Source organism: Terrihabitans rhizophilus (assembly GCF_033898525.1).
Lineage (GTDB): Bacteria > Pseudomonadota > Alphaproteobacteria > Rhizobiales > Methylopilaceae > Flaviflagellibacter > Flaviflagellibacter rhizophilus.
This window is the reverse complement of record NZ_JAXAFJ010000002.1, coordinates 57,659-74,773: the sequence shown is the minus strand read 5'-3', so window position 1 is coordinate 74,773 and position 17,115 is coordinate 57,659. Positions and strand designations below refer to the sequence as shown.

General features: G+C 64.2%; 23 protein-coding genes. 7 read left to right on the top strand and 16 right to left on the bottom strand.

Going from position 1 to position 17,115, the window contains the following annotated elements:
• Window positions 1-272: 272 nt before the first annotated feature.
• Window positions 273-698: a L,D-transpeptidase gene (locus SCD90_RS03900; protein ID WP_319843329.1), complete on the bottom strand. Its 426-nt coding sequence runs from the start codon at window positions 696-698 to the stop codon at window positions 273-275.
• A gap of 342 nt (window positions 699-1,040) precedes the next feature.
• Between SCD90_RS03900 and SCD90_RS03895 the strand changes: the two genes are divergently transcribed.
• From SCD90_RS03895 to SCD90_RS03885, 3 genes are all read left to right on the top strand, one after another.
• Window positions 1,041-1,205, top strand: coding sequence for a hypothetical protein (locus tag SCD90_RS03895; protein WP_319843328.1), 165 nt, complete (start codon window positions 1,041-1,043; stop codon window positions 1,203-1,205).
• Between the two features lie 339 nt (window positions 1,206-1,544).
• A complete protein-coding gene (locus SCD90_RS03890; RefSeq protein ID WP_319843327.1) occupies window positions 1,545-1,997 on the top strand; it encodes a hypothetical protein in 453 nt (150 codons plus the stop codon).
• A gap of 339 nt (window positions 1,998-2,336) precedes the next feature.
• Complete coding sequence (locus SCD90_RS03885; RefSeq protein WP_319843326.1) at window positions 2,337-2,489, top strand: hypothetical protein; 153 nt, start codon at window positions 2,337-2,339, stop codon at window positions 2,487-2,489.
• 65 nt (window positions 2,490-2,554) lie between these two features.
• On the opposite strand, the gene SCD90_RS03880 is transcribed toward SCD90_RS03885, so the two are convergent.
• The 3 genes from SCD90_RS03880 to SCD90_RS03870 all read right to left on the bottom strand — a co-directional run bounded on the left by SCD90_RS03880 (window position 2,555) and on the right by SCD90_RS03870 (window position 4,074).
• Complete coding sequence (locus tag SCD90_RS03880; protein WP_319843325.1) at window positions 2,555-2,815, bottom strand: hypothetical protein; 261 nt, start codon at window positions 2,813-2,815, stop codon at window positions 2,555-2,557.
• A gap of 75 nt (window positions 2,816-2,890) precedes the next feature.
• Window positions 2,891-3,391, bottom strand: a complete 501-nt coding sequence (locus tag SCD90_RS03875) for an HD domain-containing protein (RefSeq protein ID WP_319843324.1) — start codon at window positions 3,389-3,391, stop codon at window positions 2,891-2,893.
• A gap of 248 nt (window positions 3,392-3,639) precedes the next feature.
• Window positions 3,640-4,074, bottom strand: coding sequence for a pyridoxamine 5'-phosphate oxidase family protein (locus tag SCD90_RS03870; protein WP_319843323.1), 435 nt, complete (start codon window positions 4,072-4,074; stop codon window positions 3,640-3,642).
• 151 nt (window positions 4,075-4,225) lie between these two features.
• On the opposite strand from SCD90_RS03870, the gene SCD90_RS03865 reads away from it, so the two are divergent.
• The gene (locus SCD90_RS03865; protein WP_319843322.1) at window positions 4,226-5,110 is read left to right on the top strand and encodes an MBL fold metallo-hydrolase; all 885 of its coding nucleotides are present in this window, start codon (window positions 4,226-4,228) and stop codon (window positions 5,108-5,110) included.
• Between the two features lie 14 nt (window positions 5,111-5,124).
• On the opposite strand, the gene SCD90_RS03860 is transcribed toward SCD90_RS03865, so the two are convergent.
• The 11 genes from SCD90_RS03860 to SCD90_RS03810 form a co-directional block, all read right to left on the bottom strand.
• Complete coding sequence (locus SCD90_RS03860; RefSeq protein ID WP_319843321.1) at window positions 5,125-5,553, bottom strand: phage holin family protein; 429 nt, start codon at window positions 5,551-5,553, stop codon at window positions 5,125-5,127.
• A gap of 1 nt (window position 5,554) precedes the next feature.
• Window positions 5,555-5,959: an ElaB/YgaM/YqjD family protein gene (locus SCD90_RS03855; protein ID WP_319843320.1), complete on the bottom strand. Its 405-nt coding sequence runs from the start codon at window positions 5,957-5,959 to the stop codon at window positions 5,555-5,557.
• Between the two features lie 91 nt (window positions 5,960-6,050).
• Window positions 6,051-6,758, bottom strand: a complete 708-nt coding sequence (locus SCD90_RS03850) for a glutathione S-transferase N-terminal domain-containing protein (RefSeq protein WP_319843319.1) — start codon at window positions 6,756-6,758, stop codon at window positions 6,051-6,053.
• Window positions 6,759-6,840: 82 nt separating this feature from the next.
• Window positions 6,841-7,578, bottom strand: a complete 738-nt coding sequence (locus tag SCD90_RS03845) for a DUF3750 domain-containing protein (protein WP_319843318.1) — start codon at window positions 7,576-7,578, stop codon at window positions 6,841-6,843.
• A gap of 40 nt (window positions 7,579-7,618) precedes the next feature.
• Window positions 7,619-9,112 carry a glycosyltransferase family 39 protein gene (locus SCD90_RS03840; RefSeq protein WP_319843317.1) on the bottom strand — a complete coding sequence of 498 codons (1,494 nt, stop codon included), beginning with the start codon at window positions 9,110-9,112 and terminating at the stop codon, window positions 7,619-7,621.
• 5 nt (window positions 9,113-9,117) lie between these two features.
• The gene (gatB, locus tag SCD90_RS03835) at window positions 9,118-10,596 is read right to left on the bottom strand and encodes an Asp-tRNA(Asn)/Glu-tRNA(Gln) amidotransferase subunit GatB (protein WP_319843316.1); all 1,479 of its coding nucleotides are present in this window, start codon (window positions 10,594-10,596) and stop codon (window positions 9,118-9,120) included.
• Window positions 10,597-10,606: 10 nt separating this feature from the next.
• Window positions 10,607-10,912, bottom strand: coding sequence for a hypothetical protein (locus SCD90_RS03830; RefSeq protein ID WP_319843828.1), 306 nt, complete (start codon window positions 10,910-10,912; stop codon window positions 10,607-10,609).
• Between the two features lie 5 nt (window positions 10,913-10,917).
• On the bottom strand, window positions 10,918-11,211 hold the full coding sequence (locus tag SCD90_RS03825; protein ID WP_319843315.1) for a chorismate mutase: 294 nt from the start codon (window positions 11,209-11,211) through the stop codon (window positions 10,918-10,920).
• Entirely contained in the window at window positions 11,202-12,683 is a 1,482-nt protein-coding gene (gene gatA / locus SCD90_RS03820) for an Asp-tRNA(Asn)/Glu-tRNA(Gln) amidotransferase subunit GatA (RefSeq protein WP_319843314.1), read from the bottom strand. Before gatA ends, SCD90_RS03825 begins: the two co-directional genes overlap by 10 nt.
• Window positions 12,680-12,967 carry an Asp-tRNA(Asn)/Glu-tRNA(Gln) amidotransferase subunit GatC gene (gene gatC / locus SCD90_RS03815; RefSeq protein WP_319843313.1) on the bottom strand — a complete coding sequence of 96 codons (288 nt, stop codon included), beginning with the start codon at window positions 12,965-12,967 and terminating at the stop codon, window positions 12,680-12,682. Before gatC ends, gatA begins: the two co-directional genes overlap by 4 nt.
• Before the next feature lie 93 nt (window positions 12,968-13,060).
• Entirely contained in the window at window positions 13,061-13,756 is a 696-nt protein-coding gene (locus SCD90_RS03810; RefSeq protein WP_319843312.1) for a metal-dependent hydrolase, read from the bottom strand.
• 97 nt (window positions 13,757-13,853) lie between these two features.
• Here SCD90_RS03810 and ruvX point away from each other — a divergent pair, with 97 nt between their 5' ends.
• Entirely contained in the window at window positions 13,854-14,330 is a 477-nt protein-coding gene (ruvX, locus tag SCD90_RS03805; protein WP_319843311.1) for a Holliday junction resolvase RuvX, read from the top strand.
• A gap of 38 nt (window positions 14,331-14,368) precedes the next feature.
• Here ruvX and SCD90_RS03800 read toward each other — a convergent pair whose 3' ends face one another.
• Entirely contained in the window at window positions 14,369-14,755 is a 387-nt protein-coding gene (locus SCD90_RS03800) for a hypothetical protein (RefSeq protein ID WP_319843310.1), read from the bottom strand.
• Window positions 14,756-14,853: 98 nt separating this feature from the next.
• On the opposite strand from SCD90_RS03800, the gene SCD90_RS03795 reads away from it, so the two are divergent.
• Together SCD90_RS03795 and SCD90_RS03790 are read left to right on the top strand one after the other, a co-directional pair.
• Window positions 14,854-15,816: an aspartate carbamoyltransferase catalytic subunit gene (locus SCD90_RS03795; protein WP_319843309.1), complete on the top strand. Its 963-nt coding sequence runs from the start codon at window positions 14,854-14,856 to the stop codon at window positions 15,814-15,816.
• Window positions 15,813-17,096 (top strand): dihydroorotase, encoded by a 1,284-nt coding sequence (locus tag SCD90_RS03790; RefSeq protein ID WP_319843308.1) that lies wholly within the window; start codon window positions 15,813-15,815, stop codon window positions 17,094-17,096. Before SCD90_RS03795 ends, SCD90_RS03790 begins: the two co-directional genes overlap by 4 nt.
• The last annotated feature ends 19 nt before the right edge of the window (window positions 17,097-17,115 follow it).

Genomic DNA, 17,115 nt, shown 5'->3' with positions numbered 1-17,115 from the left:
TGGACCCATCACGGGGCCCAAAGGTTAACGAAGTCCTTACGTCTGCTTTAACCGGCAGATAATCGCAGTTTTGCGAATGAGAGTGCATGAAAAGCCGCAGAATCAACCAAACTGATTCAACTTGGTGCCAAGACGAATATGGTTAACCTGAGAGACATTTAGGCGCTTCCTGAGCAGGAAAACCTGGAAAACTGTCGGGTGTCCCGCAGCATCCAGGCAAGCTGACGCAGCGCGGTCTCTCCGGGTGCTCGATCGTCGGCTTGAGCCGCGTTTCAGCGGGTGACGACCACCGGAGAGCCTACCCCCACCCTGGAATACAACTCCGCGATGTCGCGATTGTACATCCGGATGCATCCGTAGGAGACGAAGCCGCCGATGGAGGCCGGCGCATTTGTGCCGTGTATTGCGTAGTCGCCTCCCGACAGGGTCAATGCCGCGGCGCCCATCGGATTATTGGGCGCGCCCCCTGCTATGAGCGTCGGAAGTGCCGGACGGTCGCGCCGCACCTCCGCGGGTGGCTCCCAGTTCGGCCGGATATACTTTCCCGTTACAACCGACCTGCCAGTCCATTGACGATCTGGACGCCCGACACCGACGGTGTAGCGCAGGGCCTGCGCAGGGCCCACCACGAGATAAAGCTTCCGTTCTCCGGTCCTGACCACGATCGTCCCTGGCGCATGGTCGTCCACGAACGTCACTAATTCGCCAGCGCGGGAAGGTAGAGCCGACAGGCCACAGGCGAGAATCGTGAAGATGGCTAGCGAAATCGTAGCACCTAAGCTGCGCCTTTGGCTTTCTCCTTGTCCAAAGAAAGGCGCATGGGCACGAGCCATCGATCAGTCTCCTTGGGATCAGATCCGTTGCGGTCCGATAACCCATTGGCGACCTTGCTGATGAAGAGGAGACCCGAGAATTCGTTACAAGGGTATCGAGATGCGCGATAAGCTGGACCGTGCCGTCTGCAAGGCTCATCGAGAACAGAGACTCCAGAGATGCGCTTCACAATTCGACCGAAAGCCAACGAGAGAACCGGCGGGAGCATGTCCGTAACGGCAGAAGGGGCACGTGAAGCTTTGAACGCCGCCAATGGCATGGTCGCAGCAGATCTAGTCGGGGTGGAGATTTTAGATGAGAAGGGCAACGCTTACGATCTGATTGAGCTTGAGCGGCTTACATCGGAGACGGAAAGCGACGGCGATCAGTAAACGCCCGCTGAAAGGGCTGGAGCTGCCGTACTGAACGAAGAAGACTCGCCCCTGCCGCTATGTCTCCGTAGCAGCCATTCCGCCGCTGTCGGCCGGCATCCCAGATCACGTGACGGTGCGGTGTAGCGTCCCGGCGACGACTTCGGTGAAGCTCATCCGGAGGCCCCTACCCCTTACTTGATCCGACCACAGCTGCTCATCCAGCTAGTTGTTGACCCAGGGGTTTCGGCGGGTGACTGCGTGCATGCTCAGCCGCCCCCCAGATTGTAGGCTGCGCCATGTTAAGCTTTGTCGTCGCGCAAGCCCCGGTTGAGACGCCTGGGGCCTCAAAGGTTGGTCATGAAGCTTTACGCTCTCGTTCTTCTCGCGGCGGTCGGTCTCACCGGGTGTAAATCCGAGAAACACGGAGCGGCGAGCGGCCAGCCCGAGGTGACTATCTCCGCTCCGGTTGCGCAGGTTAGGCCGGTTGTTGTCAACGAGATGGTACAGCGCGGTTACAAGATTAAGCAGGACGCCCCTTATCTCCTCGTCATGGAAAAACAGTCGGACAGCGTAGCCGGCAGCGTGCTGTTAGGGTCCAGTTGGAACCCCACCGTGAACGAACGTGTCTCGATCACGATGACGGAAACCGAGGGACGCACGCTTCTGGTGGCTGATCTGGGGATTGTCACGAACGCCGGCACCGGCATGGAACGCATACTGCGAATGCAGAACTCCCAAGCTTCGGTCCAATTCCAAACCTGGCTCAACACGATGCCGTCGCGGTTGTCCGCTCCCGTTAAGGCACGCTAGCCCTCTGTTCTTTGCACCAGCGGAGCCTGATACCCGCTCCAGACGCCATCAAGCACTTGGATCCCACAGCTCAGGCTTGGGAAGTCGTCCTCGATGCCGAACCGTTGGGAATAACTGTCGAGGACGGACCGGCCCCTCGGCAAAGCCGATCTGTCGCCCAATCGATGGCTCGTGAAACGCCTGCCAGATCAGGCGCACGGCGCCTTTGCGCTGCCTATCGCGGGTGCGGTGGTTAGGCGCAGGGTTAGTTTCCCGAGCCTCACTGTAAACTTGCGGTATCGGTCTGTAGGGTCATTTCGGGCGGAAAAGCGCTAGGATCCCCTGCCCTAGGAAACAGCTATGACAACAACGACGAAAACACCCCTGTTCGCGTGGGTGCTTCTTGCCGCCTCGCTGGGCACATTCTTCCTGGCCTTTCAGACCTTCCAGTCCGGCTCAGCCCTGCAGAATGCTGCCCCGGGCGTGGAACAGACCACCAAGCCCGCGCCGTAGCGTCTGAAGATATTGGAAGCCGCCGGCGTGGACGTGCTGCGTCGGTGGCTCCGACCCTCTACGTGTCACCTTGTCGCATACGGTCGCGCCTGCCGAATGGTTGTCAGCAGCGCTGACAGCGCTTCCTCGCCAGCATCTGTGAGCCGGCCACGTTCACCCTCAGCTTCCAGGAAGCCGGCGGCGACCATCTCTTCCGCGCCCTGCTTGTCGGCCTGATGGCCTTTGCCGTCATTGAGTACGACCTTGCGAACCACCTCCCCGCTTACGAGCGTGTGGTAGGCGGCGAACACGAGTACCGATAAGCCTTTGTCTGTCATTTCCGGCATGGTCAGCTTCTCCTCAGAGACTGAACGCCGCCGAGGCAACAACGGTCCGCACCCGGCCAGGGAACTCCGAAGGCCTCAAACCTGAGCGTTCGCCTTCTGCCAAAGGCCAGCGTCGCCCTCCTTCAGAACTCCAAGCAGCGCCTTCTTCTCCCGGCGGTAGACGTGCCAGAAGCTCGGATCGTGCTTTTTGATGGTCAGGGTGTTGTCGATCAGGTCAGCCAGCTTGATCGTCTTCGCAGCCGGGGTAGACCCTGCCGAATGGAGCAGGTCGAGATGCTTGCGCGTCCGCCTGTTGCCGTCTGACGGCTTCGAAACGTCTGTCAGCCAGCCAACCAGCTCACCAACGTCCTGCCCGAACTCAGCGTAGATCTCCTCGATCGTGACCGGCGTGTCTTCGACTACATCATGCAGGAGTGCCGCTGCGATCATCTCCTCCGTGTGTGGAACGGAGCGCACGATCTCAGCCACAGCGATTGGATGCACAATGTAGGGATCGCCCGTGTACTTCCGGCGCTGATCGATCGAGCCATGCGCATTGCTGGCAAACTGCCTCGCTCGTTCTTCGAGTGAACGCATCAACGACCTGCTCTAGCTCGCCACGGGAGGCACTCGTTGCCTCGATTGGATGTTCTCGCCGTCATCTAGGTTGCGCCAGCGCCAAACACAAAGGCGCACCACGCCCAGTACCATCTCAACAGATCAGAGCAGAAACTCGAAGCGCTCCGGCCCGTCGGATCTCGACCTTAGACCCCGTCTCCTGCCCGCCCCAGCCCGGCAGCCCGCCGGCCCCCGGAGATCGCGGGGACCGGCCAGACGGACGCGAGCTACACGAGCAGTTCGCCGTCCTCGTTGCCGTTCCAGTAATGGATGCGCGTGGCGTGGACCTTGATCAGGACGATGCCCGGCGTATCCAGCCCCTGCTCGAACCAGTATTCGAGATCGCTGTTCCAGTGTTTCTCGAGCACGGCACGATCACGGATCAGTTCCGCCCTGCCTTCGACGGAGAGGAATAGCGGCGGCTTGCCGAGAAGGCCTTTGCTGCCCTGCAAGGAGAGGTTCACATCCGCGCTGCGCTTGATGTCTTCGACCGTGCGGGTGTTCTCATAGGTGAAGAAGTAGGAGTCGCCATCGAAGGCGACGTCGCGGTTGTTGCTCATGGGCCGGCCAGCGATCTTGCCGTCATCGGTGAGGGTGTTGAGCATCGCGAAATCGATGTCGCGCATCGCCTCCGCAATGTCTTTCATGGTCATGTTGCTCATGCTTGCTCCGTGTCGGGCCTGTGTTCCCGAGAGCTAGGGCGGATTTGCCGTTGGTGCAGGTCCGCACCCTCGCGCACATGCGAATTGCCCTTCAGCCCTTGTCCGGAACCTTGAACGTCCTGGCGCTTTTGAAGGGTTCAGGAGCAGCGACATGACCCAGCAGATCCCGCTGAGCGACAACGCGAAGATCACCTCGGAAGCCGATGACGGCACCATGGAGCTGGCGCCGGATCTTGCCTATATCCGGGCCCTCATCGCGAATGTGGTCTTCTACGGTGCGCCCGGCGCGGGAGATCGTGGCTGGGTCCTGATCGATGCGGGCGTGTTCGGTACGAAGGACAGGATCAAGTCAGCCGCGGAGGGGCGCTTCGGAGAAGGTGCCCGCCCTGCGGCGATCGTTCTGACGCACGGTCATTTCGATCACGTCGGGGTGCTGGAAGACCTGGCCGAGGAATGGGACGTGCCGGTCTACGCCCACGACCTCGAACATCCCTATCTCGATGGACGGGCTTCCTACCCTTCCGGCGACCCTTCCGTGGGCGGCGGCTTGATGGCTGGGATGTCCTCGCTGTACCCGACGCGGCCGGTGGATGTTTCCTCACGGCTCCATCCGCTGCCGCAGGACGGCAGTGTCCCGCACATGCCCGGCTGGACCTGGGTGCACACGCCCGGCCATTCGCCCGGCCACGTCTCGCTGTGGCGCGAGGCGGACCGCACGATGATCGTCGGTGATGCTTTCGTCACCACCGCTTCAGAGTCGGCTTACGCAAGTGCCGTTCAGGCTGCGGAGATGCACGGGCCGCCGAAATACTTCACCATCGATTGGGACGCGTCGGAAGCTTCTGTCGCCAAGCTCGCCGCACTTCACCCGTCAAGGATCATAACCGGCCACGGGCGTGCCATGGAAGGCCCCGAAATGGATTCGGCGCTGCAGCGCCTCTCCCGCGACTTCCGCAAGATCGCTGTTCCGTCCGAGGGCAAATATGTGGCCAATCCCGCGCGTGCGGCTGACGGCAGTGCCTATCTGAAGCCGTAGAGCTTCATCCGGGACTAACGGCGGCGGCCGAGCATGAGCCCGATCACGAGAGCGCCGACCATCAGCGGCACGGGCTTGGACGCGGCGAGCGCCGATAGCCCGGCAATCGCGGCCAGCGGATCGACCCCGGGGAGCGGCTGCGCGGCAGGCGCCAGGGGCGCAGAAGCCGCAGCCGCTGCCGTGCGGGGGCGAGTACCCACCCAGATCAGCAGCGAAGCAATGCCCAGCGCGCAGACACCCACAATGGCGGCAGCCGCCGCGCCGCCGACATGCGGCGCGAGCGCGATGCCAGCTGCGAGGGCGAGCGCGAGAAGACCCACCCCGAGGAAGACCAGCGCAAGTAAGGCAAACACCGCCAGCACGGCGGCGTGCCGGGCCTTGAGCGTCATCTCCGCCTTGAAACCCTGCAGCAGGGCTCCGCCGGCAAGCAGGGTGTTCAACATGTCAGCGGCCCCGGATCCGGCCCAGAATGTAGCCCACGGCAAAGGTTATGCCGATGGCGGTAAGCGGGTTCTGGCGAACCGATACTGAAACATCATCTGCCACGCTGCGGACCTGATCCTCGGCCGTGCGCACATAATCCAGCCCGGTGTCGTAGAGCTCGTTGGCCTTGTCCGTCACCGTGACGCGGGCACTTTGCGCCTGCGCGGAGACAAGAGCCGTAACGGCCTTGCTGAGACGCAGGACATCGTCGCGCAGCGTTTCGAGGTCCGCGCTCGCGATGCGGGCATCCACGGCAAGATCGTCGGCACTGTTGCCGACGGCCGCTTTCGCCGAAGACGTCGAGGTCGCACCTGAAGCGCGGGGCGTCTGATTCAGGTTTTCGGTCGGGTTTGGGGCCGTCGCCATCTTTGTCGCTCCTGAAGAACACCCTGACCTACAGGGTCACCTTTCAACGTTACCCTGCTGGTACGAGTTCCCCCTGCCCGGCCGGTTTTCTTCAGGTCGCGCGCTGCCCGAACATGATCTTCTGCGCTTCCTTGTCGCTCGCAAGATCGGTCGCGGGCTGATCGGTCTTCACCGCAAGGCCGCGCTCGACACCCGGGCGGGCCTTCAGGCGCTCGATCCAAGCCTGCACATTGGGGAACTTCGACGGGTCCTGCCCCTGTCGTTCCCAGTTCAGCGTCCAGCTGATGCAGGCCATGTCAGCGATCGAATACTCTCCGGCCAGATAATCCCGGTCGGCGAGCCGCTTGTTCATCACCCCGTAGAGGCGATTGACCTCATTGGTGTAGCGGTTGATGCCATATTCCACCTTCTCCGGCGCATAGAGCCGGAAGTGGTGCGCCTGCCCCGCCATGGGACCGAGGCCGCCCATCTGCCAGAACAGCCATTGCTCCACCTCGACGCGCTTGCGCTCGTCCGACGGGTAGAACTGGCCGGTCTTTCGGCCGAGATATTGCAGGATGGCTCCGGACTCGAACACGGAGATCGGCTGCCCATCCGGACCATCGGGATCGATGATCGCCGGCATCCGGTTGTTCGGGGAGATGGCGAGGAAGTCCGGCTTGAACTGGTCACCCTTGCCGATGTTCACCGGCACGACGCGATATGGGAGCCCCGTTTCCTCCAGCATGATCGTGATCTTGTGGCCGTTGGGCGTCGGCCAGTAGAAGAGGTCGATCGGGTTTTGCTGCGAAACGGACATGCGGGGCTCCTCGGGAAGGTTGCCCGACGCAGGTAGGCCCTGCCTCGCAAAGCTTCAATGACGGGAAGAGTGAATCAGGGGGTCAGGCTGGCGAAAGGCCAATGCGGCCCCAGCCCGGCAGCTTAATGGCCGGTCGGCGCAGGTCGATACCCGCGACCGCCCCAAGGAGGTTGAGCTCCACACCCTCGACCCAGCCGACGGTCAGGCCGGCCACGCCACGGTAGGATAGCTGAAAGCCCTCTCCGCTCGGCGCCGCCCCCGCGAACAGACCCGGCGAGCGGAAATCCTTCCCCAGGGCGGTCGGCAGCAAAGCGGGTGCGAGTTCGGGCACCTGCTCGGCTATGTAGGCGACGAAGGTGTTGGAGTTCGGACCTGGCCAGGCCTTGTAGGTGCCGGTGCCTGCGAATGGATATTGGGCGACCGCCTGCCGAATGCGGGGGATGGCAGCTTCCGCTGCCTCTCCGCGCAAGGTCACCAGTACCGAGGGCTCGTTGCCGTACCAGTAGCCGTCGACATCGCGCACATTGGTGCGCACAGGCGTGCCCCACCCCACCACGTCATAGCGGGTGTAGCGGGAGGCGCCGGCTTCCTTGATCACGACCCAGCTGTGATGGGCGAAGATGCCCTTCCAACCGCCGGTGCGGGCGCCAAGGACATGGACGACGGCTTCAGGTTCGCTGTCGGCTTTCGGCAGCAGCTTCGCGGACGACCAGTTGGCCGAGGACCACGAGACAGGCCAGCCCTGCTTCCACCACCAGACGGCGTGTGTGGACAGCGGCAGGACGAAGAGGATGAGAAAAAGGAGGAACACGCGGATCATGGCTCTGAGCAAACAGAGATGGTGATGCGGTGTTCCGACGCTAGCCCGGAATGGCTTCACATCCGCGTAGCACGACGAAGTTTAGCCCGTAGATCATGCCGTTGGGGTACTCCGCGGCGACGTGCCGGGGCGCGGTCGCAGGAGATGGTGCCCCGCAGATGTCCCGGAACAACTCGCCCATATCGGCGGGAAGAGCGTTTTCTCCCTGCCAGGCCAGCAGAACGGGTTGCCCGATGTCGGGCTTTATCAGGAGGCCATATTGCGGCTCCACCACCGGGCTGTCCGCGAATTCCAGCTTGAGTTGACCGGCAAGCGTGGTCGATCCGCCGATGATCGTGCCCCGGGTGAAGCCTTGCTGGCGAATGCTCTCGGCCAATGCGGGCATGGGAGCGTTGGCTTCGGCAGGCTCGCGGCCTTCCCGTGTCCACAGATGGAGCGCTGCGAGAGCGGCCATCGAGACAAGCGCCAGCAGGACGGACACGTACTGCAAGGTCTTTGCACCGCCCCGCTGAAGCCGGTGGCCCAGCAGGACGATAACGGCCAGCGGCAGCAGGAAGAGCAGCGGGCTCATCCAGCGGTCCTTGAATTCGGTGATGCCTGCCGGGATCGCCCCGATCGCGAGCATGGCCAGGCCGACCGGGATGATCCGGAGAGCAAAGCTCTGGAGCGGCGTCCGCTGCCGCGCACTCACGGACGGTGTGGGTGGCCACAGTCTCGCGATGCCTAGGCAGATTGCGAATAGCGCGAGCGGGAGCACCGCGTATTGCAGGCTGCCGGAGAGCACGGCGAGCGAGGGTGCGAGCGTGTACGCCGCCTCGCTCTTTGCCTGGAACTTATGCGTCCGTGCCAGCGCATCCTCCAGATGGCCGGACACCCAAAGCGCGTGGGGCAGGATGACGAGCGCAGCTATCGCGAGGCTCGCCAGCATCCGCCACGACAGCACACGCGGCCTGAGTTCGCGAACCGTGCCGGCGGCCACGATCATCGCCAGGGCACCGATGCCGAAATTGTACTTGGACAGCGCGCCCAGGCCGAGGCACAGGCCAAGCGCCACATAGTCCAGCCACCGGCCGTCCCTGAGGACGCGCACCAGCACGAAGAAGGTGAGCGCTGCCATCGCCAGCACCGCGACGGTGTGGGTCAGCGCCCGCTGCGATTCCCACGCGATCTGCGGGATCGTGAACATCGCGAGCGCCGCCAGACGGGCTTCGGCCTCGTCCGGCAGGACGATGCGGGCTCCCAGATAGACAAAGGCGAAGATCGCAAACAGGAAGAGGTTCTTGACCAGCGCGAGGGCCAGAACATTGGTCCCGAAGATCTGGAAGCCGGCGATCTGCAAGAAGTTGTACAGAGGCGGCTGCGTGCCGTGTCCCCAGGCCGCAGACTGCGCGGTGATGAGGATTTCCGCCTCATCGAGCCCGGCCGACGGCGCGATGAACACCCTGATCAGTGCCTGAATGGCAAAGTAGGCCGCCAGAAGCAGCAGGAACGCGGCGGCGGGAGAGCGTTGCGCCCCTTCCTGCAGCCGCGTCACCGCCATCACTCCAGGCCCAGCTTTGCCTTCAGGATCTCACCCACCGCCTGCGGATTGGCCTTGCCGCCGCTGGCCTTGATGACCTGCCCGACGAACCAGCCGAGCATGTTGGGCTTGGCCTTCACCTGCTCCACCTTGTCCGGGTTCGCGGCGATGATCTCATCCACGGCCTTCTCGATGGCGCCAGTGTCCGTCACCTGCTTCATGCCGCGCGCTTCCACGATCTCGCGCGGGTCGCCGCCTTCGGTCCAGACGATCTCGAAGAGGTCCTTGGCGATCTTGCCGGAGATAGTGCCGTCCTTGATGAGCCCGATCAGGCCCGCAAGCTGCGCCGCCGACACCGGGCTCTCCTCGATGCCGAGGCCTTCCTTGTTCAGGCGGCCGAACAGCTCGTTGATGACCCAGTTGGCAGCCAGCTTCGGATCGCCCGCGCCGGCCACCTGCTCGTAATAATCGGCGGAGGCGCGCTCGCCCACCAGCACCGTCGCGTCATAGGCCGAGAGGCCGTATTCGCTCTGGAACCGTGCCTTCTTCTCGTCCGGCAGTTCCGGCAGATCGGCCGAAAGATGCTCGACGAGCCCTTCCGGCAGATCGAGCGGCAACAGGTCCGGGTCCGGGAAGTAGCGGTAATCGTGCGCCTCTTCCTTGGACCGCATGGAGCGCGTCTCGCCCTTGCCGGGATCGAACAGCCGCGTCTCCTGATCGATCTTGCCGCCATCCTCAAGGATCTCGATCTGGCGCCGGGCCTCGTATTCGATGGCCTGGCCGATGAAGCGGATCGAATTGACGTTCTTGATCTCGCAGCGCGTCCCGAAATCGTCGCCCGGACGGCGCACGGAGACGTTTACGTCGGCGCGGAGATTGCCCTTCTCCATGTCGCCGTCGCAGGTGCCGAGATAGCGCAAGATGGTGCGCAGCTTGGTCACGAAGGCGCGCGCCTCCTCCGACGAGCGCAGATCCGGCCGGGACACGATCTCCATCAGCGCGACGCCGGAACGGTTGAGGTCCACCAGCGAGTTCAGCGGGTCCTGATCGTGGATCGACTTGCCGGCGTCCTGCTCCAGATGCAGCCGCTCGATGCCGACCTTGACCTGACCCTCCAACATGTCGAGCAGCACCTCGCCCTCGCCCACGATGGGGCTCTTGAACTGCGAGATCTGGTAGCCCTGCGGCAGGTCCGGGTAGAAGTAGTTCTTGCGGTCGAAGGTCGAGCGCTGGTTGATCTGCGCCTTCAGGCCGAGGCCGGTCTTCACCGCCTGCCGCACGCATTCCTCGTTGATGACCGGCAGCATTCCGGGCAGCGCCGCGTCCACCAGCGAGACATTGGAGTTCGGCGGGCGACCGAATTCGGTCGATGAACCGGAGAACAGCTTGGCCTCCGAGGTCACCTGCGCATGGATCTCCATGCCGATGACCATCTCCCAATCGCCGGTGGCGCCGGGGATCAGCTTCTTCGGATCGGCGGGGCGGGAATGCATGTCCATGTCGGTGTCCTCAGCGATCCGTCGGTGCGGATGCGAGCAGGGTCGCGGCGATGTCGTCCCACTCTTCATCGAGCGGGCGTGTGCTGCGGGAGCGGCCGGCCTGCCCGTACCAGTAGCCGGCGTTGTCGATATCGCCCTCGACCCGGTGGAGGTGGCCATGCACCCAGGCGCCGTTCTTGGTGCGGTCAGCCTGCGCGTTGTTGTGCGCCTGCTCCCAGTCACCTTTCTTCATCCACCACAGGGCGACGAGCGGGCGCGACAGGCCATCGGCCGGCGAAGCGGCTTCCAGGGATGCCTTGAAGGTTGCGAGGTCCATCTCACTCACGCGCGGAGCTTTCCTTCTTCGTATCTGATCGTCCAGCCGATGATCTCGCGGTACAGTTGCTCCGCAAGGTCCTCCGGCGCGCCTACGGTCCGCGCATGGGCGCGAACATGCTCGATCACCTCGTCGACGCGTTCCGGCAGCAGGGCCGGAATGCCGTTGGCGTGCTTGATGCCGATGACCTCTTCCACCACCGCGAGGCGGCGCGCCAGCAGGCCGACGAACTCCTCGTCCAGCGCATCGATGACCGCTCGTTGCGCGGCAAGAAGGTCACGGTCGGCGGTCACCGCCACCAAGCCTGCGGCTTCGGCAGGGAGCCCGCCGCCTGCTCTACGGCATGGCCGAGCGCGAACAGCGTTTCCTCATCGAAGGGGCGCCCGATGAGTTGCAGGCCGAGCGGAAGACCGTCCGAGGACAGGCCCGCCGGAACGGAGATGCCCGGAAGTCCGGCCATGTTCACCGTCACGGTGAAGATGTCGTTCAGGTACATCTCGACCGGATCGGCCTCGCTCTTCGAGCCGATGGCGAAGGCAGGTGACGGCGTGGTCGGCGTCAGCACGGCGTCGACGCCGGCCTCGAAGGCCAGGTCGAAGTCGCGCTTGATGAGCGTCCGGACCTTCTGCGCCCGCAGATAATAGGCGTCGTAATAGCCGGCGGAGAGCACATAGGTGCCGATCATGATGCGGCGCTTCACCTCGGCGCCGAACCCGGCGGCACGGGTGTTCTCGTACATCTCCGTCACGTCGCGGCCGGGCACGCGGGTGCCGTAGCGGACACCGTCATAGCGCGCGAGATTGGACGACGCTTCCGCCGGCGCCACGATGTAATAAGCCGGCAAGGCGTACTTCGTGTGCGGCAACGAGATCTCCACAACCTCGGCTCCGGCGTCGCGCAGCCAATCGGCACCCTTCTGCCAAAGCTGCTCGATTTCCGCAGGCATGCCCTCGACGCGGTATTCCTTCGGCAGGCCGATGCGCAGGCCCTTCACAGAGCGGCCAAGAGCCGCTTCGTAGTCCGGCACCGGAAGATCGACCGATGTGGAATCCTTCGGATCGAAGCCGGACATCGAGCGCAACAGAATGGCGCTGTCGCGAACCGTGCGGGCGAACGGCCCGGCCTGATCGAGCGACGAAGCGAAGGCCACCACGCCCCAGCGCGAGCAGCGTCCATAGGTCGGCTTGATGCCGACGATGCCGGTGAACGCTGCAGGCTGGCGAATGGAGCCACCCGTGTCGGTGCCCGTCGCACCGAGGCACAGCCGCGCCGCGACAGCCGCAGAGGAGCCACCGGACGAGCCGCCGGGGACGAGGTTTTCGGTCGATCCCTCGGCGCGCCAGGGATTGATGACGTTGCCCATCGCCGAGGTTTCGTTGGACGAACCCATGGCGAATTCATCGTTGTTGAGCTTGCCGAGCATCACCGCGCCATCGCGCCAGAGCTGGCTCGTGATGGTGGATTCGTAGGTCGGCACGAACTCGCCGAGAATCTTCGAGCACGCGGTGGTGCGCACGCCCTCGGTGCAGAACATGTCCTTCACGCCCAGCGGGATGCCCTCGAGCGTGCCGCCCTGCCCCTTCGCCAGCCGCTCGTCGGAGGCGCGGGCCATCTCCAGCGCCTTCTCCGGCGTCTCAAGCACATAGGCGTTCAGTTCGCGTGCCGCGGCGACGGCATCCACATGCGCCTGCGTCAGTTCAACGGCCGTGAAGCGCTTGGCGGCCAGCCCGTCGCGGGCTTCGGCAAGCGTCAGATCGGTCAGGTCGCTCATTCCACCACCTTCGGCACCACGAAGAAATTGCCCTCGCGGACGGGAGCGTTGGCCAGCACCCGCTCGGGCTCGCCGCCCGCGGTCACCTTGTCCTCGCGCATGGGGATCTTCATCGGCGTGACGCTGGTCATTGGCTCGATGCCTTCGACATCGACCTCGGAAAGCTCTTCCACGAAGTTCAGGATGGCGTTCAGCTCACCCGCGAGGTGTGGCACCTCGCTGTCCGTCACCGCAATGCGGGCAAGCTTTGCCACGCGCCGAACCAGGGCCTCGTCGACCGCCATCAAGACCTCGAGATAGGTAAGTGCTTACTGATGCGTCCTGCGGATAGCACCTGCCGCCCGCGCCTCGCAACCACGCTGGACCGTGCGTGATACCTAAGCCTCAAACGCGCGGCCTTTTTCCGGCACCATTACTTTAGTGCCGGGCTTGGTGACCTGCTTCACAAAGCTGTCGGCATCGGGTGCCAGCAGGCCGAAGGTGCCGTAGTGGCAAGGCACGACAAGGTCGAAGTCGAAGAAGTTGTTCACGGCGTAGGCCGCAGTTCTTGCACCCATGGTGAAGCGATCGCCCACCGGCACGAAGCCGATCTTCGGGCGGTACAGCTCGTTGATCAGCTTCATGTCGCCGAACAAACCGGTGTCGCCCAGGTGGAAGACGGTCGGCTCCCCCGGCGCTTCCACGATGATGCCGTTGGGATGGCCGAGCTGCGCGAAGACGCCGTTCACCAGGGCACCCGAAGAGTGGAAGGCCTGCGTGAGGGTGACGGTGAAGTCGTCCACGGTGATGGCGCCGCCGGTGTTCATCGGCTCCACCTTCTCGACACCCTGCTGGCCCAGCCAGCTGACGATCTCGAAGCTGGAAATCAGCGTCGCGCCGGTGCGCTTCGCGATCTCGACCGTGTCGCCGACGTGATCGTCGTGGCCATGGGTCAGCAGCACATGCGTCACGCCGGCCATTGCGTCATCGAGCCCGCCTCCGTAACCCGAGCCGGTGATGAAGGGGTCGAAAAGCAGGCCCTTGTCGGCGAACTGCAGCTTGAAGGCGGAATGGCCGTACCAGGTGATGCGCATGCTTGCTCTCCATCGGTGCGCCGGAAGGTAGCGGCGCCGCCGGCCCGGTCAACCGCATGCTGCTTCGCCGCAGAACCCGGGCGTGCTAAGGCGCACCATGCCCGCACCCATCCTCACCGTAGACGAACTTGCCCCGCTCCTGCCTGCGCGAGGCTCGCTCTTCGGGCTCGATCTCGGCACCAAGACCATCGGCCTCGCGGCTTCCGATGACAGCCGAAGGGTTGGCGGGCCGCTCCTTACCCTCACGAAAGGCAAGTTCAGCGCCGATGCGGAGAAGCTGCTGAAGCTCGCCGCAGAGCGGCGGATTGCAGCCTTTGTGCTCGGGCTTCCTGTCAATATGGACGGAACGGAAGGCCCGCGGGCCCAGGCCAGCCGCGCCTTTGCGCGCAACCTCTCCACCCGGACGGAAACCCCCATTGCGCTATGGGACGAGCGGCTTTCAACGGTGGCGGCCGAGCGCATGCTGATCGAGCAGGATGTAAGCCGAGCCCGGCGCGCTGAGGTCATCGACGCGCACGCTGCCGCATTCATCCTCCAGGGCGCTCTCGACCGCCTTCGCGCCATACTCGGCTAATGAAAAAGGGCGCCGTGGCGCCCTTTCCATTGTCGTTCTCAGTAGCGGTAGTAGTACCTGCGCGGCGGGGGCGCGTAATAGTAAGCCGGCGGTGCCTCATAGTAGCGATACACCCGGCGCGGCGCGTAATAGCCGTCATCATAGTAGCGGTCGTTGTAGTATGAGTTGGCGACCGCGGCGCCCGCGATCACCCCAAGCGCTCCAAGCGCGACCCCCGGGCCGATGCCGCCATGGTGCCGGTAATAGCCGCGGTGATAACGGCGGTTGCGGACTTCGGTGAGGTTGGCGTCTGCGACGCCTTCGGTGGCCTGTGCTACCACAGGCGCAGCGTTGAAAGCAGGGGCGGCCTGAACGCCGGTGGCACCGAGAGCAGTGAGCAGCGCCAGACCTGCTGCAGCTGTACGCATGTTAAACGGGAAAGCCATGCCGGCCTCCATGGGGTGGTGCCGGCGGCTGCCGGCGATTAGAAGAAGAACGCACCGCCTTGCGAGGGGTTCCGACTCCACCTAAGAGACCGGCTCGGATGACCGCTCAAGCAGCCCCCGACTTCACGTTCCGCCACCGGCACCTGCTGGGTATCGAGGGATTGACCCCTTTCGAGATCGCCGGCCTGCTCGATCTGGCGGAGGAAGCCGTCGCCGTGAACCGGCAGGTGGAGAAGCGCCGCTCCTCGTTGCGCGGGCGAACCCAGATCAACCTGTTCTTCGAGAACTCGACCCGCACCCAGTCTTCGTTCGAGATCGCCGGAAAGCGTCTCGGTGCGGACGTGATGAACATGTCGGTCGCCTCGTCCTCCATCAAGAAGGGCGAGACGCTGCTCGACACGGCAGCAACGCTCAACGCCATGCACCCCGACCTGATCGTGGTGCGCCACCACGCGGCCGGCGCCGTGCATCTCCTGGCCCGCAAGGTAGATTGCGCCGTGGTGAACGCCGGCGACGGCGCTCACGAGCATCCGACGCAGGCGCTGCTCGACGCCCTGACCATCCGCCGCAACAAGGGGCGGATCATGGGGCTGATCGTGGCCATCTGCGGTGACGTGCTGCACAGCCGCGTGGCCCGCTCCAACATCATCGCGCTTCAGGCGCTTGGCGCCCGAGTCCGGGTCATCGGGCCCTCCACGCTGCTGCCGCGCGGCATCGACCGCTTCGGCGTCGAGGTGTTCCGGGACATGCGCGAAGGCCTGAAGGACGCCGATATCGTGATGATGCTGCGCCTGCAACTGGAGCGGATGAACGGCAGCTTCGTGCCCTCGGTGAAGGAGTATTTCCACTTCTACGGCCTCGACGCCGAGAAGCTGTCCTGGGCCAAGCCGGACGCGCTCGTGATGCATCCCGGGCCTATGAACCGGGGGGTCGAGATCGATTCGGACGTGGCCGACGGCGCGCAGAGCCTGATCCGCGAACAGGTGGAGATGGGCGTCGCCGTCCGCATGGCCGTGCTGGAAGCTCTTGCCCGCAACCTCCCGAACAGCGTGCCGGCATGAGCGAACGTCCCCTCCTCCTGCGAAATGCCCGCCTGATCGATCCGGCCGGCGGAACTGATACGCGCGGGGCGCTTCTCATCCAGGATGGAGTCATCGCCGACCTTGGCCCCAACCTCGCCACCGCTCCAGAGGGTGCGGAGATCGTGGACTGCGGCGGCGCGGCTCTCTCGCCGGGCCTCGTCGACATGCGGGCCTTCTTCGGCGAGCCCGGGGCGGAGCACCGCGAGACCATACGCTCCGGCAGTCTTGCCGCCGCCGCTGGTGGCGTCACCACCGTGGTGTGCATGCCGGACACCGATCCCGTGATCGACGATCCCGCGATCGTCGACTACCTGCTGCGCCGGGCACGGGACAATTCCGTGGTGAACCTTCATCCCGCCGCTGCCCTGACCAAGGGACTGCGCGGTCAGGAGATGACGGAGATCGGCCTCCTGAAACTGGCCGGCGCCGTTTGCTTCACCGATGGCGCGCGCTCGGTTGCGAATGCCCGGGTTATGACCCGCGCTCTCACCTATGCGCGGGATTTCGACGCCCTGATCGTCCATCACACCGAGGATCCGGACCTTGCCGGAACGGGCGTGATGAATGCGGGCGAATATTGCAGCCGGCTTGGTTTGTCGGGAAGGCCGGCAGAGGCTGAAGCCATCATGCTGGAGCGCGACGTGCGCCTCGTCCGCATGACGCGCAGCCGCTACCATGCCGCCATCATCACATGCCGGGATTCGATAGAGATTGCCCGCCGCGCGAAAGAGGCAGGGCTGCCGTTTACCTGCGGCACCTCGATCAACCACCTGTCCTTCAACGAAACGGACATCGGCGACTACCGCACCTTCTTCAAGGTCTCCCCGCCGCTTCGCGCCGAGGAGGACCGGCAGGCGCTCGCCGAGGCGCTGGCGGAAGGGCTCATCGACATCGTGGTCTCCGATCACAATCCGCAGGACGTGGAGCAGAAGCGGCAGCCATTCGCGGAATCGTCGGATGGAGCGCTGGGGCTGGAGACAATGCTGAGCGCAGGGCTCCGGCTGGTGAATGCCGGCCATCTGAGCCTTCCGCACCTGCTGCGCTCGCTGTCCACGCGCCCGGCGGACCTGCTCGGCCTTCCGGGCGGGCGATTGGTCAGGGGCGCTCCCGCCGATCTCGTCCTCTTTGACCCGGAACGGCCCTTCGTGCTCGATCCCAGAAATCTTCACTCAAAGTCCAAGAACACGCCCTTCGACGAGGCACGGCTGGAGGGCGTCGTGCTCAGGACGCTTGTCGCCGGTCGAACGGTGTATCAATAGTCTCGCGCAACCCACCTCC

Excerpts from the sequence above, each read along its gene's own strand:
- SCD90_RS03895 (WP_319843328.1), top strand. The coding sequence starts at position 1,041 with ATGTCCGTAACGGCAGAAGGGGCACGTGAAGCTTTGAACGCCGCCAAT.
- SCD90_RS03890 (WP_319843327.1), top strand. The coding sequence starts at position 1,545 with ATGAAGCTTTACGCTCTCGTTCTTCTCGCGGCGGTCGGTCTCACCGGG.
- SCD90_RS03885 (WP_319843326.1), top strand. The coding sequence starts at position 2,337 with ATGACAACAACGACGAAAACACCCCTGTTCGCGTGGGTGCTTCTTGCC.
- SCD90_RS03880 (WP_319843325.1), bottom strand. The coding sequence starts at position 2,815 with ATGCCGGAAATGACAGACAAAGGCTTATCGGTACTCGTGTTCGCCGCC.
- SCD90_RS03875 (WP_319843324.1), bottom strand. The coding sequence starts at position 3,391 with ATGCGTTCACTCGAAGAACGAGCGAGGCAGTTTGCCAGCAATGCGCAT.
- SCD90_RS03870 (WP_319843323.1), bottom strand. The coding sequence starts at position 4,074 with ATGAGCAACATGACCATGAAAGACATTGCGGAGGCGATGCGCGACATC.
- SCD90_RS03865 (WP_319843322.1), top strand. The coding sequence starts at position 4,226 with ATGACCCAGCAGATCCCGCTGAGCGACAACGCGAAGATCACCTCGGAA.
- SCD90_RS03860 (WP_319843321.1), bottom strand. The coding sequence starts at position 5,553 with ATGTTGAACACCCTGCTTGCCGGCGGAGCCCTGCTGCAGGGTTTCAAG.
- SCD90_RS03855 (WP_319843320.1), bottom strand. The coding sequence starts at position 5,959 with ATGGCGACGGCCCCAAACCCGACCGAAAACCTGAATCAGACGCCCCGC.
- SCD90_RS03850 (WP_319843319.1), bottom strand. The coding sequence starts at position 6,758 with ATGTCCGTTTCGCAGCAAAACCCGATCGACCTCTTCTACTGGCCGACG.
- SCD90_RS03845 (WP_319843318.1), bottom strand. The coding sequence starts at position 7,578 with ATGATCCGCGTGTTCCTCCTTTTTCTCATCCTCTTCGTCCTGCCGCTG.
- gatB (WP_319843316.1), bottom strand. The coding sequence starts at position 10,596 with ATGGACATGCATTCCCGCCCCGCCGATCCGAAGAAGCTGATCCCCGGC.
- SCD90_RS03830 (WP_319843828.1), bottom strand. The coding sequence starts at position 10,912 with ATGGACCTCGCAACCTTCAAGGCATCCCTGGAAGCCGCTTCGCCGGCC.
- gatA (WP_319843314.1), bottom strand. The coding sequence starts at position 12,683 with ATGAGCGACCTGACCGATCTGACGCTTGCCGAAGCCCGCGACGGGCTG.
- gatC (WP_319843313.1), bottom strand. The coding sequence starts at position 12,967 with ATGGCGGTCGACGAGGCCCTGGTTCGGCGCGTGGCAAAGCTTGCCCGC.
- SCD90_RS03810 (WP_319843312.1), bottom strand. The coding sequence starts at position 13,756 with ATGCGCATCACCTGGTACGGCCATTCCGCCTTCAAGCTGCAGTTCGCC.
- ruvX (WP_319843311.1), top strand. The coding sequence starts at position 13,854 with ATGCCCGCACCCATCCTCACCGTAGACGAACTTGCCCCGCTCCTGCCT.
- SCD90_RS03800 (WP_319843310.1), bottom strand. The coding sequence starts at position 14,755 with ATGGCTTTCCCGTTTAACATGCGTACAGCTGCAGCAGGTCTGGCGCTG.
- SCD90_RS03795 (WP_319843309.1), top strand. The coding sequence starts at position 14,854 with ATGACCGCTCAAGCAGCCCCCGACTTCACGTTCCGCCACCGGCACCTG.
- SCD90_RS03790 (WP_319843308.1), top strand. The coding sequence starts at position 15,813 with ATGAGCGAACGTCCCCTCCTCCTGCGAAATGCCCGCCTGATCGATCCG.